The sequence below is a fragment of the Pseudomonas sp. LY-1 genome (genome assembly GCF_053502595.1).
On the sequence record NZ_CP094353.1, the window covers coordinates 3,191,844 to 3,208,671 of the forward strand.

Annotated in this window: 11 protein-coding genes and 1 pseudogene; 11 read left to right on the forward strand and 1 reads right to left on the reverse strand. The window is 61.4% G+C overall.

The annotated features are described in order from the left end of the window. The first annotated feature begins 104 nt into the window (after positions 1-104). The 11 genes and pseudogenes from MOQ67_RS14655 to MOQ67_RS14705 all read left to right on the forward strand — a co-directional run. Positions 105-1,103 carry an alpha/beta fold hydrolase gene (locus MOQ67_RS14655; protein ID WP_198717811.1) on the forward strand — a complete coding sequence of 333 codons (999 nt, stop codon included), beginning with the start codon at positions 105-107 and terminating at the stop codon, positions 1,101-1,103. Positions 1,104-1,397: 294 nt separating this feature from the next. Further along, positions 1,398-2,678, forward strand: a complete 1,281-nt coding sequence (locus tag MOQ67_RS14660; RefSeq protein ID WP_104903330.1) for an alkane 1-monooxygenase — start codon at positions 1,398-1,400, stop codon at positions 2,676-2,678. A 135-nt stretch (positions 2,679-2,813) separates the two neighbouring features. Further along, positions 2,814-3,308 (forward strand): alkane oxidation protein activator PraA, encoded by a 495-nt coding sequence (gene praA / locus MOQ67_RS14665; protein WP_017846505.1) that lies wholly within the window; start codon positions 2,814-2,816, stop codon positions 3,306-3,308. A 133-nt stretch (positions 3,309-3,441) separates the two neighbouring features. After that, the gene (gene praB, locus MOQ67_RS14670; RefSeq protein WP_079444031.1) at positions 3,442-3,963 is read left to right on the forward strand and encodes an alkane oxidation protein activator PraB; all 522 of its coding nucleotides are present in this window, start codon (positions 3,442-3,444) and stop codon (positions 3,961-3,963) included. Between the two features lie 119 nt (positions 3,964-4,082). After that, the gene (locus tag MOQ67_RS14675) at positions 4,083-5,540 is read left to right on the forward strand and encodes an outer membrane protein transport protein (protein WP_026139961.1); all 1,458 of its coding nucleotides are present in this window, start codon (positions 4,083-4,085) and stop codon (positions 5,538-5,540) included. 280 nt (positions 5,541-5,820) lie between these two features. After that, a complete protein-coding gene (locus tag MOQ67_RS14680) occupies positions 5,821-8,346 on the forward strand; it encodes an acyl-CoA dehydrogenase (protein ID WP_198717810.1) in 2,526 nt (841 codons plus the stop codon). A gap of 71 nt (positions 8,347-8,417) precedes the next feature. Next, positions 8,418-9,761: a 3-oxoacyl-ACP reductase gene (locus MOQ67_RS14685; protein ID WP_198717809.1), complete on the forward strand. Its 1,344-nt coding sequence runs from the start codon at positions 8,418-8,420 to the stop codon at positions 9,759-9,761. A 3-nt stretch (positions 9,762-9,764) separates the two neighbouring features. After that, positions 9,765-10,655 carry a MaoC/PaaZ C-terminal domain-containing protein gene (locus MOQ67_RS14690; protein WP_046484513.1) on the forward strand — a complete coding sequence of 297 codons (891 nt, stop codon included), beginning with the start codon at positions 9,765-9,767 and terminating at the stop codon, positions 10,653-10,655. Beyond that, on the forward strand, positions 10,652-11,950 hold the full coding sequence (locus tag MOQ67_RS14695) for an acetyl-CoA C-acetyltransferase (protein ID WP_126585558.1): 1,299 nt from the start codon (positions 10,652-10,654) through the stop codon (positions 11,948-11,950). The genes MOQ67_RS14690 and MOQ67_RS14695 overlap by 4 nt, the downstream gene beginning before the upstream one ends. A gap of 31 nt (positions 11,951-11,981) precedes the next feature. Next, positions 11,982-13,685 (forward strand): AMP-binding protein, encoded by a 1,704-nt coding sequence (locus tag MOQ67_RS14700; RefSeq protein ID WP_017846498.1) that lies wholly within the window; start codon positions 11,982-11,984, stop codon positions 13,683-13,685. A 672-nt stretch (positions 13,686-14,357) separates the two neighbouring features. Then, positions 14,358-14,569: pseudogene (locus MOQ67_RS14705) on the forward strand (long-chain fatty acid--CoA ligase); the annotation flags it as partial. 1,028 nt (positions 14,570-15,597) lie between these two features. On the opposite strand, the gene MOQ67_RS14710 reads toward MOQ67_RS14705, so the two are convergent. Further along, entirely contained in the window at positions 15,598-16,713 is a 1,116-nt protein-coding gene (locus tag MOQ67_RS14710) for a Gfo/Idh/MocA family protein (protein WP_126585560.1), read from the reverse strand. Between the last annotated feature and the right edge of the window lie 115 nt (positions 16,714-16,828).

Sequence of the window (16,828 nt, forward strand, 5' to 3'; positions counted from 1 at the left end):
GTGCGACGGTATGCACGAAGTTTAGGTCCAGGGTGTGGGCGATGGCTGAGGCCTTGATCAATTCCGGTCGGGCGGTCGGCAGCAGGGAAGCAGAGGACCGAGCTATGGCTGTCGAATGGGTTATTGCTGCGGGTGTGCTGGTCGGTGCGAGCGTGGTGGCATGGGGCTTCAGTGCCTGGATGACACGGCGCATCGAAGCGGCCGTTCCAAGTAACGGGCGCTTTGTGGACGTCGATGGTGAGCGCTTTCATTATCTCGACGAGGGCAAGGGCCCACCGCTGGTGATGATTCACGGGCTGATGGGCAGCAGTCGCAACCTGACCTACGCCTTGTCGGGGCAGTTGCGCGAGCATTTCCGGGTCATCACGCTCGACCGACCTGGCTCGGGCTATTCGACCCGGCATCCCGGCACGGCGGCGGACCTGCCGGCCCAGGCCCGGCAAATCGCGGCTTTTATCCAGGCGCTGGGCCTGGATCGACCGCTGGTGCTGGGGCATTCCCTCGGCGGCGCGGTGGCCCTGGCGCTGGCCCTCGACCATCCCCACGCGGTCTCCGGGTTGATCCTGGTGGCACCGCTGACCCATCCCCAGCGCCTGTTGCCGCTGGTGTTCCTGTCATTGGCGGTGCGCCCGGCGTGGCTGCGTCGCTGGCTGTCGCACACGCTGACGATGCCGATCGGCCTGCTGACCAAAGGCTCGGTGGTCAAGGGCGTGTTCGCCCCCGATCCTGCACCAGCGGACTTCGCTACACGCGGCGGCGGGCTGCTCGGCATGCGCCCGGCCAACTTCTACGCGGCCTCCACCGAGATCAACCAGGTCAACGATCACCTGCCGGGCATGGTCAAGCGCTACCCGCAACTGACCCTGCCCATCGGCCTGATCTACGGCGCAAAGGACAAGGTGCTGGACTTTCAAAAGCACGGCCAGGCCCTCGCGAGCCGGGTGCCCGGCCTCAAGCTGCAACTGGTGGAGGAGCGCGGCCATATGTTGCCGATCACCGCGACGGAGCGTGTTGTGGCGGTGGTGGAACAGGTGGCCAAACGGGCCCGATCACCGCAAAACACCACCGTCCTGCATCCACCGTTGGCCCTGGCGGACAAATAATCGGGCCATCCGAGTCGCGGCACAACGGCGTCAATGCGCGCTCTAGACACCTGACCAGCCAGCTGAAAAAGAGACTGATCGGTCACGCAAAAAAGGGCTCGATAAACTAGTTGACGACCTAACGATTCCGCGTTATTTATTTAAAAAAATATTTCAATGTTTGTTTTGAAATGATTTTTGAAATGCCTAAGAGCGAATAACAATGAAAAAAACGTCTTTTATCGCATGGTTGATTTCCCGGAGCCTTCCGCGCTCCTCGAACCTGTTTTGCACCAGCCTCGTCCGGAGGTTGCCATGAATCAGACCCTGGCCACCCCGCAGGTCTGGGCCGACGGCAAACGCCACCTGTGGTGGCTTGGCATCCTGCCCCTGGCAACGCCTTTACTCTCCGGCACACTGGCAATCACCAGCGGCGTGCAACAACTGTGGTGGGTTGGCGTATTGGTGATCTTCGGCCTCATCCCGCTGATCGATGGCCTGTTGGGCGAAGACGTGAGTAACCCGCCCGAGTCCGCCGTCAACCACCTCGAATCGCAACGCTATTACCGCTGGATCATCTACACCGGCGTGCTGTTCGTCATCGCTTCGGTGGTGATCACCGGTTGGCTGGCGGCCGGCGGTATCGACTGGATCATCAACGGCGGTTTGCTCCAGGCCACCGCCGCGCTGGAACCTTCGAGCTGGCTGGCGAAAACGGCCGCCTATCTCACCTCACGCACCCAACTGCACGGCCAGGTCAGTGCGTTCACGTACCTGGGCATGGCCATGTCCACGGGCGCGGCGACTGGCATCGCGATCAACACCGCCCACGAGCTGGGGCACAAACCCAAGCCGCTGGAAGTGTTCCTGGCCAAAGTCACTTTGGCGCCGACGTTCTACGGGCACTTCTATACCGAACACAACCGGGGCCATCACGTCCGTGTCGCCACCCCGGAAGATCCGGCCAGCTCGCGGCTGGGGGAAAGTTTCTGGGCTTTCCTGCCGCGCTCGGTGTGGTTCAGCGCACGCTCGGCGTGGAACCTGGAGCGCGAACGCCTGCGCAAACTCGGCCTGCCGGCCTGGCACTGGAAAAACGCCGTGCTCAGCGCTTGGCTGTACAGCGTGGTGTTGTGGGGCGCGATGATTGCCTGGTTGGGGGCGGCGGTGATTCCGTTCCTGATCATCCAGGGCATCTACGGCTTCTCGCTGCTGGAAGTGGTGAACTACGTCGAACACTACGGCCTTAAACGCCAGAAGTTGCCCAACGGCCGTTATGAGCGTTGCTCGCCGCGACACTCGTGGAACAGTAACCGGATCGTGACCAATATCTTTCTGTTCCAACTGCAACGGCACTCCGATCATCACGCCAATCCGACGCGCAGTTATCAATCGTTGCGTCACTTCGATGAATCGCCGCAACTTCCCTACGGTTATGCAAGCATGATTGTCTGGGCTTACGTGCCGTATTTGTGGCGACGACGGATGGACCATCGTGTGCTCAGGCATTATGCCGGGGATATCACTCTGACCAATCTTCAACCGTCCAAGCGTTTGCACTATCTGAAACAATACGGCGGCAATAGCAAAACGTTCTGAGATGAACTGAAAAAGTTACCTGGCGTGCTCGGGATCTTTGTATCGCGCGGTTTCTTATCGCCCAGCGTTTATCGATTTCATTGCAAGAGAGTTGTTTGACCCCACAAAAATAAAAGCAAGGGAAGGACGTTCACCATGCAAACACCTGCCAAGTTCACCGCCCATATCTTATTGGCGGCATTGGGTCTGATTGTCTATCAGCAAGCCCAGGCTGCCCGTATTGAACCTGCCGGCAGTGCGTTTACTGCCCAAGGGCCCATCAGTTTTTCCAAAGGCAAGCTGATCAGTGCCGACTGCACCATCAAGGTGGCGGGCAAGGTTGCCGCCGACGGTTCGTCCGTCAATGTCGACAAGGTCGAATTCGACGGCGGCCTCAAGTGCAGCCGGGTCGAAGCGATCAACCTGCCGTGGATCTTGGTGGCCAAAGACACCCAAAGCGGCTCGATGTCGAAGATCAGCGTGGACGTCCACGCCTTCGGCCTGGGCGGCAAGTGCGGCCCCTCCACGGCCGACGGCACCTGGGATAACGCCACCGGCAAGTTGGAAGCCGTCAATGTACCGATTGGCGAAGACTGCAAGATCAAGACGGTGTCGATCAAGATGCCGGCCAACTTCAAAGTTGTCGAATAGATATATCCGATAGTTGCAGCGGTAATTGAATTGAAATTTGGCTGGAAAGGGAAGTTCTGCAGTTTCTCCGTGACCTCTCGTTCATGGCCATTACCCCTGGCGAATGACTCGCCATAACATGTGAGGAAAAATAATGAAAAGTTTGAAAACTCTCGTGTCGTTGTCTGCTTTGGCCGTGTGCATGGGTGCGGCCTCGATGGCTAATGCTGTCAGCATTAGCCCAGATGGAGCTTTCAGTACCTCCAGCGGTACTATTGTAGTGAAGTCGCCATCTTCATTTGGTGCTGCAGTGACTTGCGGTATTACCTTTAAAGGGAACGTTACATCTGGCGTGGCGACCATCAACGACGCGAAGCTCACCGGTGGGGGGCTTTGCGATTTGCCGGTACTGAAGAATATTCCCACCCCTGGCTGGGTATTGACTGCCACTAGTCTTTCGGGCGGCACAGTAACCAACGTTGGCTACACCATCACCAAGCCACTGATTCCGCTAACTGATTGCGGCCCTGACACTATCAACGTGACTTGGAACAACAGTACTCACGCATTGACCGCAAACAACCAGACGTTGACTGGCCACACATCCGGCACTAGTCCGAACTGCGTTGTGCAGTCTCTGACTGTGACGGCGCCAAGTCTGACCATTGTTCCTTGATGCAGTAACTCCATAAAGGGCTGATCACCCGTAGAAAGTGGGTGCCTTTTACCAGGCACCTACCGGGCGGTGACGCAAAGGCAACGCGTAGAGCGGCAGATAATAATAAGGATTGGAGCATGAATAATAAGAAACAACAGGTGCGGGTGACCGCTGGGTTTGCTCTTCTGAGCAGCTTGATCGTGGCCGGCTCTGTTCAGGCCGGTGGCTTTTCAACTCCAACTTATGGTGCTCCCGGCTGGGGGAGAGCGTTCGGGGGTGGTTCGTTGTTCAAAAATGACCCCAGTTCGGCGTACAACAACCCCGCCGCGATGGCGTTTGTGGACCAGAACGTCGCACAAATGACGGTCGACTACGCGCGCATCAAAATCAAATATAAGGGCGCGGCTAATGATTATCTGGGTAACCCTGTCTCGAACAGTCCAATAGGTGCGGATGGTTTCCCTGACCTTTCATCGCCAACGGTCAACAACAATGATGGTGGCGAGGGTGGTTTCACTGCCTGGTTGCCGACCGGGTTCATGGTGATGCCCCTGGGGGACCGGTTCGCTTTTGGCTTGAGCCAAGTGGTGCCACAAGGGATGCGCTCAACTTGGGACGAAGACTCCAAACTTCGCGATTTTGCTGTAGACACCAAGATCGAAACCGTGGGATTGACCGGTTCGCTTTCGTTCAAAGTCAACGATCAGTTCGCCATCGGCGGTGGGCTTATTGTTCAACACAGTAAAGGGTTTGTGAGTCAGAACATCGATTTGTTGGCGGCTGCTGCCAACTCCCAGGACCCATTACTGGGCAGTATTGATTTGCCGGCAGGGGTCGGAGGCGCGCTGATACGGGTCAAGGTCGACAATATCTCCACCGGCTGGTTTACCGGTATTACCTGGAAACCTACTGACCAAGACACCTTGGGCCTGAACTATCACGCCAAGATCAAGAACAAGATGACGGGCAAGTACAACATTCGTTCAGACTCGTACAGCTATGCCCTGATGACTCAACCGAACCCGTTCACTGGCACTGGCACGCTGGTTGGGTCGGCTTATCCTGGGCTGGCGTTGTACCCGGATGGCGCACATGCCAGTACCCAACTGGATATTCCCGCGACTGCGGGCTTTGACTGGGTGCATCAGTTCAATGACCGATTCACCTTGGGCGCAAGTGTGAACTGGACGCAGTGGTCGTCGTTCAAGGACCTCACGCTCAAGTCCGGTGATATCACCATCGTCTCAATCCCCTACAACTACAAGGACTCGTGGATGTACTCCCTCGGCGGTGACTTCCGTGCCACCGATGAACTGACGCTGCGTGCCGGTGTGGCCCTTGACCAGACACCAACCCGCAACTCGACCCGTGACCCCCGTATCCCGGATGGTGATCGTACGTTCTTGTCGTTCGGTGCGGGTTACGAGGTAAAGGCTGTAAAGGGCTTGAGTCTTGACTTGGCGTATTCCCATCAGTTCGTGCAGGAAGTGAAGCTGAAAACCAAAAACGTTGACCGCTTGGGTGGCGCCAGCCTGGACGGCAAGGCTGAGTCGTCAGGCGATGTGGTCAGCGTATCGGCCACCTACAAGTTTTAACAGATATCGAGGGCTATGGAGGAAGGCACTAAGCGCATCTGAATGCCTTCTTCCTGCTGTTTGCCCTCATTTACGGGTCGCCATGTGACCTATTCCGATGTTCGTATTCGTGACCCCGGCTGACGTGCTCAGCCCAGTATTTTTTTGCCCAGGAGTTAAATAAAAATTTCAAAACATAATTTGAATCTAGCTTTCCAAATTTGTAGTGTTGCCCTATGCCGCAGTTCATATCGATCTGCGCCAGCGTTTGCTACGCCCTGAATCGAGTAGAGGTATCCCCATGGTGATCTGGTTATTGGTGGGTTTCGCAGCCGCGATTGCCCTGGCGTATCGACAAGCCGCCGCTGTCCACTGGCTGGGCGCCGGCCTGGCCTGGCTGGCGGCCGGCTACCTGTTCAACGTGGTCGCCGTTTTCGGCACCACCGTCGTGGCGCTGCTAGTGGTGTTGCCGGCGTTGCTGATGACAATCAAACCGCTGCGTCGCCGCCTGTTGACCAGCAAGGCTCTGAGCCTATTTCGTACAGTTATGCCGGCAATGTCCGACACCGAGCGCGCGGCCATCGAGTCCGGCACCGTGTGGTGGGATGCCGAACTGTTCAGCGGCCGACCCGACTGGCAGCGCCTGCTGCAAGCCGCGCCGGCCAGCCTGAGTGCCGAGGAGCATGCCTTCCTCGACAACGAAGTCGAAACCCTGTGCGACATCGCCAACGACTGGGAAACCACCCAGGTCTGGCAAGACATGTCCCCCGAGGGCTGGCAGTACACCAAGGACGCCGGTTTCCTTGGCATGATCATTCCCAAGCAGTACGGCGGCAAAGGCTTCTCCCACTACGCGCATTCGCAAGTGGTGATGAAGCTGTCGACACGCTGCTCGGCGGCGGCGATTTCGGTGATGGTGCCCAACTCCCTGGGCCCGGCGGAACTGCTGCTGCATTACGGCACCGATGCCCAGCGTAATTACTACCTGCCGCGCCTGGCGCGTGGCGAAGACATTCCGTGTTTCGCGCTGACCAGCCCGTATGCCGGTTCCGACGCTGGGGCGATTCCGGACCTGGGCATCGTCTGCAAAGGCCTGCACGAAGGCGAGGAAGTGCTGGGTTTCAACGTGACCTGGGACAAGCGCTACATCACCCTTGGCCCGATTGCCACAGTGCTTGGCCTGGCGTTTCGTGCGCAAGACCCGGAAGGTCTGCTCGGCCAGCCGGGTTCGCTGGGCATCACTTGCGCGTTGATCCCAACCTCCCATCCGGGCGTGAACAGCGGTCGTCGGCACTGGCCGCTCAACGCGGTGTTTCAGAACGGTCCTACCACCGGCAAGGATGTGTTCATTCCCCTGGAGTGGGTCATTGGCGGCCGCGAACAGGTCGGCAACGGCTGGCGCATGCTGATGGAATGCCTGGCGGCCGGTCGGGCGATTTCCCTGCCGTCGGCCAACGTCGGCCTGGGCAAGGTCGCAGTACGCGGCACCAGCGCCTATGCGGCGATGCGCAAACAGTTCGGCCTGCCCATCGGCAAGTTCGAAGGCGTGCAAGCCCCGTTGGCGCGCATGGCTGGGCATTTGTATGCCTGCGACGCAGTGCGCAAGGTGTCGGTGGCATCGCTGGATGCCGGCGAGAAACCTTCAGTGATCTCCGCCATCGCCAAATACCACGTCACCGAGCGCGCGCGGATGATCGTCAACGACGGCATGGACATCGTCGCCGGCAAGGGCATCTGCATGGGGCCCAACAACTTCCTGGCTCGCGCTTATCAACAAAGCCCGATTGCGATCACGGTGGAAGGCGCGAACATCATGACCCGCTGCCTGATCATCTTTGGCCAGGGCCTGATCCGTTGCCATCCCTATGTGTTGCGCGAGATGGAAGCGGCGCGCAACCCCGATCGGCGCAAGGCGCTTGAAGCGTTTGACAGCGCAATGTTCGGCCATGTGAGCTTTGTGCTGGCCAATACGGTGCGCGCCGCAGTGCATTCGCTCACTGGCGGGCGCCTGATTTCCGCACCCGCCAAGACCGAGCCGGCGTTGGCGTCCTACTACCGTCAGGCCAATCGGCTGTCGGTGGTGTTGGCTTTGATCTCGGACGTTTCCATGGGCGTGCTCGGCGGTGCGCTCAAGCGCAAGGAAAGTATCACCGGGCGCCTGGGCGATATTCTTTCGCAGTTGTACATCTTGTCCTGCGTGCTCAAGCGCTTTGAAGATGACGGCCGGCCCCAGGCGGATTTGCCGCTGGTGCATTGGTCGGCCCAGGATGCGTTGCTGCGCGCCCATGAAGCCCTCGCCGAAACACTCGATAACTATCCGTCGAAAGCCGCGGCAGCGGTGGTGCGCGGCTTGAGTTTTCCGTTCGGTATTCCCCTGCGTAAACCCTCGGACCGGCTGTTGGCCCAGGTGGCGGATGTGGTGCAGACCTCCGGCGAAACCCGTGAGCGCTTGCTGGCCAATTCCTATATCCCACGTCCGGAAATCGACAAGCTGGCCTACGGCGAATTGGCTTTCCGCCTGTTGCCGCAGGTGGAGCTGATCGAAGCACGGCTCAAGCCTGCGATCAAACAGGGCTTGCTCGAACCGATGCCGATCGCCGCCACGGCCTTTGCCGCCTGGCGCGTCAAGGCGCGGGCGCTGGACTTGATCAGCAGCGATGAAGACGCCTTGCTCGCGCGCTATGTGGAATATGCCGACCACGGCATCCAGGTCGACGACTTCCCGCAGGACTTCGGTTTGCTGGAGGCGTTGCAGCAGCGTAAGCACGTGCTGCAACCATCTACCCAGCGTCGTACCAGCCAGGGCGAGAATGCTTCGGTCAATTGAGTGGCACTGAATGAACGCGCCTACATGGCTCGGGCGTTCATACCGATACCGTATCGTGAGTGGATGTTTATATGAGTGACAGCTACCTATCGTTCGTCAATTCTCCCTGGGGCCGACGCCTGGCCCAGGCCATCGGCCTGCCGCAACCGTTGCTGTTGCAACGTCATCGCCGTGGCCAGCAAGGCCTGGCCAACCCGGTGATCGTCGCGGGGGCAGGGCGCCTGGCTGTGCAAGTGCAACAGATTTTCAGCGCCACCGACACGGTCGCCGCCACTGCGGCGACCCTCAAGGCGCCGTCTACGGTCAAGGTGCAGGGCGCGGTGTTCGATGCCACTGGCGTCGTCGACCTGCAGCAGCTCGATGAGCTCTACGTATTTTTCCACACCAACGCCAAGCGCCTCGCCCAGCATGGCCGTGTGGTGGTGCTCGGCACTGCTCCCGAAGACTGTCGGGATTTGCCCCAGGCCATCGCCCAGCGCGCCCTCGAAGGGTTGGTGCGTTCGCTGGCCAAGGAACTGCGCCGGGCGATCACCGTGCAATTGATCTACGTCGCGCCGGGGGCCGAACACGCCCTGGAGAGCAGCCTGCGCTTCTTTCTGTCGCGTCGTTCGGCCTATGTGTCGGGGCAAGTGGTGCGCCTGGAAAAACCGCTGGACGGCCCTGTCACGGTCAACTGGGACACCCCCTTCGCCGGCCGCCGCGCGCTGGTCACCGGTGCCTCCCGCGGCATCGGCTTGGCGATTGCCCAGGTATTGGCCCGCGACGGCGCCCATGTGGTGTGCGTGGATGTGCCCCAAGCCGAGGACGCGCTGCAACACGCCGCCGCCAGCGTCGGTGGCTCGGCGTTGCCACTGGACATTACCGCAGCAGATGCGGCCTCGCTGTTGCAGGCCCATGTCAGCCAATCCGGCGCCTTCGACGTGGTGGTGCATAACGCCGGGATCACTCGCGACAAGACCATCACCAGGATGACCGAAGCGGCGTGGCGCAGTGTGCTGGCGGTCAACCTGCAAGCGCCGTTGCAACTGAGCCACGCGTTGCTGGAATGCCAGGGCCTGAACCCGGGCGGGCGTATCGTCTGTGTGTCGTCGATTTCCGGCATCGCCGGCAACCTCGGGCAAAGCAACTACGCCACTTCCAAAGCCGGGGTGATCGGCCTGGTCCACGGCCTGGCACCGTTGGCGGCGGCGCAGCAGGTCACGGTGAACGCGGTGGCGCCGGGGTTCATCGAAACCCAGATGACCGCGAAGATCCCGCTGCTGATCCGCGAAGCCGGGCGGCGCATGAATTCGCTGTCCCAGGGCGGCCAGCCGATCGACGTGGCCGAGACCATCGCCTGGCTGGCCCACCCGGCGTCCGGCGGCGTCAACGGCCAAGTCGTGCGCGTGTGCGGCCAAAGCCTGCTGGGAGCTTGAGCCATGGACTACGTGACGCAGATCATCGATCCGCCGCCGTCGCAGCCCCAGTTGTTGCTGGACGGCCTGCGCGCCTTGCGCAAACCCAAGCTCGACGGCGCGCCTGAGTTGCCCAAGGCGCGTCTGGTGCGTTCGGCGGTGGAATTGCCGGCCACCGGCATCGCCGCGTATGGCCGCGCCTGTGGTTTCCGGCATGAGCAGGGCGTGCCGCTGGCCTACCCGCAGGTGCTGGCGTTCCCGTTGCACCTGATGCTGCTGACCCGGCCGAGTTTCCCGTACCCGGCCAGCGGCATGGTCCACCTGGCCAATCGCATTCGTCAGCACCAGCGCTTGCACGCGGGCCAGGCCCTGCGCCTGGAGGTGTACTGCGAGCGTTGGGTGGCGCACCCCAAGGGCCAGGCGCTGAGCATCGCCACCCGGGCCTACGGTGCGGACACGCTGCTGTGGGAAAGCGACAGCCTGTACCTGCGGCGCGACGTGAAAAACCCGGTGGGTGAGCCATGGGCGGACGTGCTGCCCTTGCAGGAAGAAGGCCTGTTGCGCACCCAGCGCTGGGTCCTGCCCGCCGACCTGGGCCGGCGGTTTGCCAAGGTCTCGGGGGATTTCAACCCGATTCATACCTCGCTGATCGGCGCAAAACTCTTTGGCTTTCGCCGCGCCATCGCCCACGGCATGTGGACATTGGGACGCGCATTGGCCGCCGAGCAACCGCCGGGTGGCCTGGATCAGGCGCAAGCGCATTGCGACTTCAAGCTGCCGATCTTCCTGCCCGGCCAGGTCGCGCTGTGGCGCCGCCCCGTGAGCGGCCCGCGGCGTGAGTTCGAAGTGCGCAACTTCGCCGGTGACAAACCGCACATGCGCGGGCTTTTTATCTGGAACGAGCGTCTTAAATGAATGACTACAGCTTCAACCCGGCCCCGGCCCGCCGCGTGGCGATCATCGGCGGCAACCGCATTCCGTTTGCCCGCTCCAACACGGTGTACGCCCACGACAGTAACCAGGATTTGCTGGTGGCCGCGCTGCAAGGCCTGGTCGACCGCTACAACCTGCATGGCCAGCGCCTGGGCGAGTTCGCCGCGGGCGCGGTGATCAAGCACTCGCGGGATTTCAACCTGGCGCGTGAGTCGCTGTTATCGACCACGCTGTCTGCGCAAACCCCGGCCTACGACCTGCAACAAGCCTGCGGCACGGGCCTGGAAGCGGCCTTGCTGGTGGCGAACAAGATCGCCCTCGGCCAGATCGATGTGGGCATCGCCGGCGGCGCCGACACCACGTCCGACGCGCCCATCGGCCTCAATGAAGCGCTGCGCCACACCTTGCTTGCGGCCAATCGCGCCAAGGCCATGGGCGACAAGGTGAAGGCGCTGCTGAAGGTGCGTCCGTCGATGTTCTTCAAGCCGCTGCTGCCGCGCAATGGCGAACCGCGCACCGGCCTGTCGATGGGCGAGCACTGCGAAGAAATGGCCAAGCGCTGGCAGATCAAGCGCCTGGCCCAGGATGAATTGACCCTCAGCAGCCACCAGCGCCTGGATGCCGCCTATCAACGCGGTTTCTTCGACGACCTGATCAGCCCCTATCGCGGCCTGGCGCGGGACAACAACCTGCGCGCCGACACCAGCCTGGAGAAGCTCGCCAGCCTGTCCCCGGCCTACGACCGCCAGAACGGCACGCTCACGGCGGGCAACTCCACACCGCTGACCGACGGCGCCTCGGTGGTGCTGTTGGCCAGTGAAGCGTGGGCCGCCGAACACGGCTGGCCGGTGTTGGCTTACCTGCGCACCGGCGAGACCGCGGCGGTGAACTTTGTCGACGGCAGCGAAGGCCTGCTGATGGCGCCGGCCTATGCCGTGCCGCGCATGCTCAAGCGTGAGGGCCTGGGCTTTGCCGACTTCGATTTCTTCGAGATCCACGAAGCGTTCGCCGCTCAGGTGCTCTGCACGCTCAAGGCCTGGGAAGACGCCGACTACTGTCGCGAACGGCTGGGGCTGGACGCACCGCTGGGCACCATCGACCGCGCCAAGATGAACGTCAACGGCGGCTCCCTAGGCTGCGGGCATCCCTTCGCCGCCACCGGGGGCCGGCAATTGGCGGCGTTGGCCAAGGCGATCCACGAGCGTGGCGGCGGGCGCGGCCTGATTTCGATCTGCGCGGCGGGCGGGCTGGGCATTACCGCCATCGTCGAAAAGTAGCGCTATCCCAAACAACAACAAGGAAACTGCCATGAACGCTATCAGCCTGGAACACACCGAACGCATCTGGTTGAACGCCTACCTGCCTGGCGTCCCGGCGGACATCGATGCCGGTATCGAGGACTACCCGTCGCTGCGCGAGGTGTTCTTGGAGCACCTGGAAAAATTCCGCGAACGGGTGGCCTACGTCAGCATCGGCACCGAAATGACCTATGCCGACTGGCACATGCAGGGCATTGCGTTTGCCGCCTGGTTGCAAGGCCAGGGTGTGAAGACCGGCGACCGCGTGGCGCTGATGATGCCCAACTGCTTGCAGTACCCGATCTGCCTGCTGGGGACGATCCTGGCCGGTGCGGTGGTGGTCAACGTCAACCCGCTGTACACCGCCCATGAACTCAAGCATTTGCTCAAGGACAGCGGCGCCGAGACGGTGGTGATCTTCGAGAACTTCGCCCACACCCTGGAAAAAGCCATGCCCGGCAGCAGCGTCAAGCGCGTGGTGGTGGCGGCCATCGGCGACTTGCTCGGCACCTTCAAGGGCGCGGCGATGAACTTCATCCTGCGCCGCGTGCAGAAACAGGTGCCGAGGTTCAACCTGCGCGGTTCGGTACGCTTCAATCAGGCGCTCAAGCAAGGACGGGCGCTGACCCATTTCCCGGTGGACATGCACCTCGACGACCTGGCCTTCCTGCAATACACCGGCGGCACCACGGGTGACGCCAAGGGTGTGATGCTCAGCCACCGCAACATCATCGCCAACCTGCTGCAAGCCAAGGCCTGGGTCGGCAACCAATTGGACCAGGACAAGCAGGAAACCAACGTCACCTTGTTGCCGCTGTATCACATCTTTTCGCTGACGGTGAACTGCCTGATGTTCATGTGCCTGGGCGGGCGCAACATCCTGATCGCCAACCCGCGGGACGTGAAGCGCGTGCAGATGATCCTGCGCAAGGAGCGCTTCAACGGGATTGCCGGGGTCAACACGTTGTTTAACGGCTTGCTGGAGAACCAGGAGTTCTGTGCGCGGGACTTTTCCGACCTGCGCATGGTGATCGCCGGTGGCATGGCCACGCACACGGCGGTGGCCAAGCGCTGGAAGGAAGTCACCGGGCTGCCGATCATCGAAGGCTACGGGCTGACCGAATGCTCGCCGGTGGTGAGCATCAGCCCCATCGATATTTCCCGCATGCGCGAGATGGAATTCACCGGCAGCATCGGCGTGCCCTTGCCGTCGACCTGGGTGCGTTTCATGCGCGAAGACGGCGAATTGGCCGACCTCGGTGAGCAGGGCGAATTGCAAGTGCGCGGCCCGCAGGTGATGCAGGGCTACTGGAAGCGGCCCAAGGAAACCGCCGAGGTGCTGGATGCCGAGGGCTGGCTGTCGACCGGCGATATCGGGGTGATGGATACGCGCGGTTATATCCGCCTGGTCGACCGCAAGAAGGACCTGATCCTGGTCTCGGGCTTCAACGTGTACCCCAATGAAATCGAAGACGTGGTGGCGCTGCACCCCGGCGTTGCTGAAGTGGCGGCAATCGGTGTGGAAGATGGCGTGACCGGCGAGAGGGTGAAGATCATCGTGGTGCGCAAGGACCCGAACCTGACCCAGGCACAGATCCTGGCCCATTGCCGGGAATACCTGACGGGGTACAAAGTGCCCAGGTACGTGGAGTTTCGCAGCACCGAGCTGCCCAAGACCACGGTGGGCAAGGTGCTGCGCCGCGCGCTGCGCTAACTTGAATCTCTAGGTGATCTAAATGTGGGAGGGGGCTTGCCCCCGATAGCGCGGAGTTGAAGTCACCGAGCCTATCGACTGATCCACCGCCATCGGGGGCAAGCCCCCTCCCACATTTCAGACCGAGTTCACATTGACCCAGCGTTGTTCTCGAGCCGCCATGTGGAGTTTCGCAGCACCGAGCTGCCCAAGACCACGGTGGGCAAGGTACTGCGCCGCGCGCTGCGTTAACTTGAATCTCTAGGTGATCTAAATGTGGGAGGGGGCTTGCCCCCGATAGCGGAGTTGAAGTCACCGAGCCTATCGATGATCCACCGCCATCGGGGGCAAGCCCCCTCCCACATTTCAGAGCGAGTTCACATTGACCCAGCGCTGTTCTCGAGCCGCCACGTGGAGTTTCGCAGCACCGAGCTGCCCAAGACCACAGTGGGCAAGGTACTGCGCCGCGCGCTGCGCTAACTTGAATCTCTAGGTGATCTAAATGTGGGAGGGGGCTTGCCCCCGATAGCGGAGTTGAAGTCACCGAGCCTATCGACTGATCCCCCGCCATCGGGGGCAAGCCCCCTCCCACATTTCAGCGCGAGTTCACATTGACCCAGCGCTGTTCTCGAGCCGCCACGCGAATCGCCGTCGCCAGCCGCCGCTTGAGCGCCCACGCCGCCCAAGGAAACCGCCGAGGGCTGGCTGTCGACCGGCGATATCGGGGTGATGGATACGCGCGGCTATATCCGCCTGGTCGACCGCAAGAAGGACCTGATCCTGGCCCATTGCCGGGAATACCTGACGGGGTACAAAGTGCCCAGGTACGTGGAGTTTCGCAGCTCCGAGCTCCCAAGCTGCCCAAGACCACAGTGGGCAAGGTACTGCGCCGCGCGCTGCGCTAACTTGAATCTCTAGGTGATCTAAATGTGGGAGGGGGCTTGCCCCCGATAGCGGAGTTGAAGTCACCGAGCCTATCGACTGATCCACCGCCATCGGGGGCAAGCCCCCTCCCACATTTCAGAGCGAGTTCACATTGACCCAGCGCTGTTCTCGAGCCGCCATGTGGAGTTTCGCAGCACCGAGCTGCCCAAGACCACAGTGGGCAAGGTGCTGCGCCGCGCGCTGCGCTAACTTGAATCTCTAGGTGATCTAAATGTGGGAGGGGGCTTGCCCCCGATAGCGGAGTTGAAGTCACCGAGCCTATCGACTGATCCACCGTCATCGGGGGCAAGCCCCCTCCCACATTTCAGAGCGAGTTCACATGACCCAGCGCTGTTCTCGAGCCGCCATGTGGAGTTTCGCAGCACCGAGCTGCCCAGACCACAGTGGGCAAGGTGCTGCGCCGCGCGCTGCGCTAACTTGAATCTCTAGGTGATCTAAATGTGGGAGGGGGCTTGCCCCCGATAGCGGAGTTGAAGTCACCGAGCCTATCGACTGATCCACCGTCATCGGGGGCAAGCCCCCTCCCACATTTCAGAGCGAGTTCACATTGACCCAGCGCTGTTCTCGAGCCGCCATGTGGAGTTTCGCAGCTCCGAGCTGCCCAAGACCACAGTGGGCAAGGTGCTGCGCCGCGCGCTGCGCTAACTTGAATCTCTAGGTGATCTAAATGTGGGAGGGGGCTTGCCCCCGATAGCGGAGTTGAAGTCACCGAGCCTATCGACTGATCCACCGTCATCGGGGGCAAGCCCCCTCCCACATTTCAGAGCGAGTTCACATTGACCCAGCGCTGTTCTCGAGCCGCCATGTGGAGTTTCGCAGCTCCGAGCTGCCCAAGACCACGGTGGGCAAGGTGCTGCGCCGCGCGCGCGTTAGCTTGAATCTCTAGGTGATCTAAATGTGGGAGGGGGCTTGCCCCCGATAGCGGAGTTGAAGTCACCGAGCCTATCGACTGATCCACCGTCATCGGGGGCAAGCCCCCTCCCACATTTCAGAGCGAGTTCACATTGACCCAGCGCTGTTCTCGAGCCGCCACCCGAATCGCTGTCGCCAGCCGCTCGACCGCCCACGCCGCCTCGAAGTCGCTGCCGTCCGCGCCCTGGCCGGCCACTGCCAGAATCAACTCGCGCACTTCCAGCGTCTTCAATTCGTTGTAGCCCAACTGATGGCCGGCGGCCGGGCTGAACGCCGCGTAGCCGGGCAGGGCGGGGCCGGCCAGCAGGCGTTGGAAGCCGTCCTGGCCCTTGCGGCACAGGCGCAGTTCGTTCAAGCGCTCCTGATCGAAGGCCAACGTGCCTTGCGTCCCGCTGATCTCAAACGCCAGGTGGTTCTTGTAACCGTGCTTGAGCCAACTGCTGCTCACCGTGCCGCGCGCGCCGTTGGCGAAACGCAGCAGGGCGTGTACCTGGTCGTCCACGGCAATCGACTTGAGTGTGTCGCCGCCTTTGACGGCGGGGCGCTGTGCATGCACGGTCTGCGTATCGGCGCACACGCTGACCACATCGCCCACCAGATAGCGTGCCATCGACAGCAAGTGGCTGCCCAGGTCTGCCAGGGCGCCACCGGCATGTTCCACCTCACAGCGCCATGACCAGGGTGAAGCCGGGTCGGCCATGAAGTCTTCGCTGAACTCACCCTGGAAACTGATGATTTCGCCCAATTCGCCGTTGGCGATGATCTGCTTTGCCCACCCGATCATCGGGTTGTGCTGGTAGTTGTAGCCGACCCGCGTCACCACGCCCGCCGCACTCGCGGCGTGGCGCATGGCGTCGGCCTGCGCCAGGCTGACCGCCAGCGGTTTTTCGCAGTACACCGCCTTGCCCGCCGCGAGCGCGGCCATGGCCATGGGGTAGTGCAAATGGTTCGGTGTGGTGATCGCCACCACATCGACCGTGGGGTCGTTGACCAGCGCTTGCCAGTCGCCATGGGCCTGGGCAAATCCCCAGGCATCGGCGCAGCGCTGGGCGCGTTCGGTGTCGGCATCGGCCAGGGCGGCCAGTTTGAGGCTGACCGGCAGCTCGAATACCGTGCGGGCGTTATTGAACGCCAGGGCATGGGCGCGGCCCATGAAGCCTGTGCCGATCAGGCCGATTCCGAGTTTGCGCATAGCCGTGGTCCTTTGGATTATTGTTTTCAGGGAGGCTATTAATGGAATATAAATTCTCATAATTCAATATGTGGAAAAAATAATTCATTTCTGAAGCTATATCATTGCAGTTGAT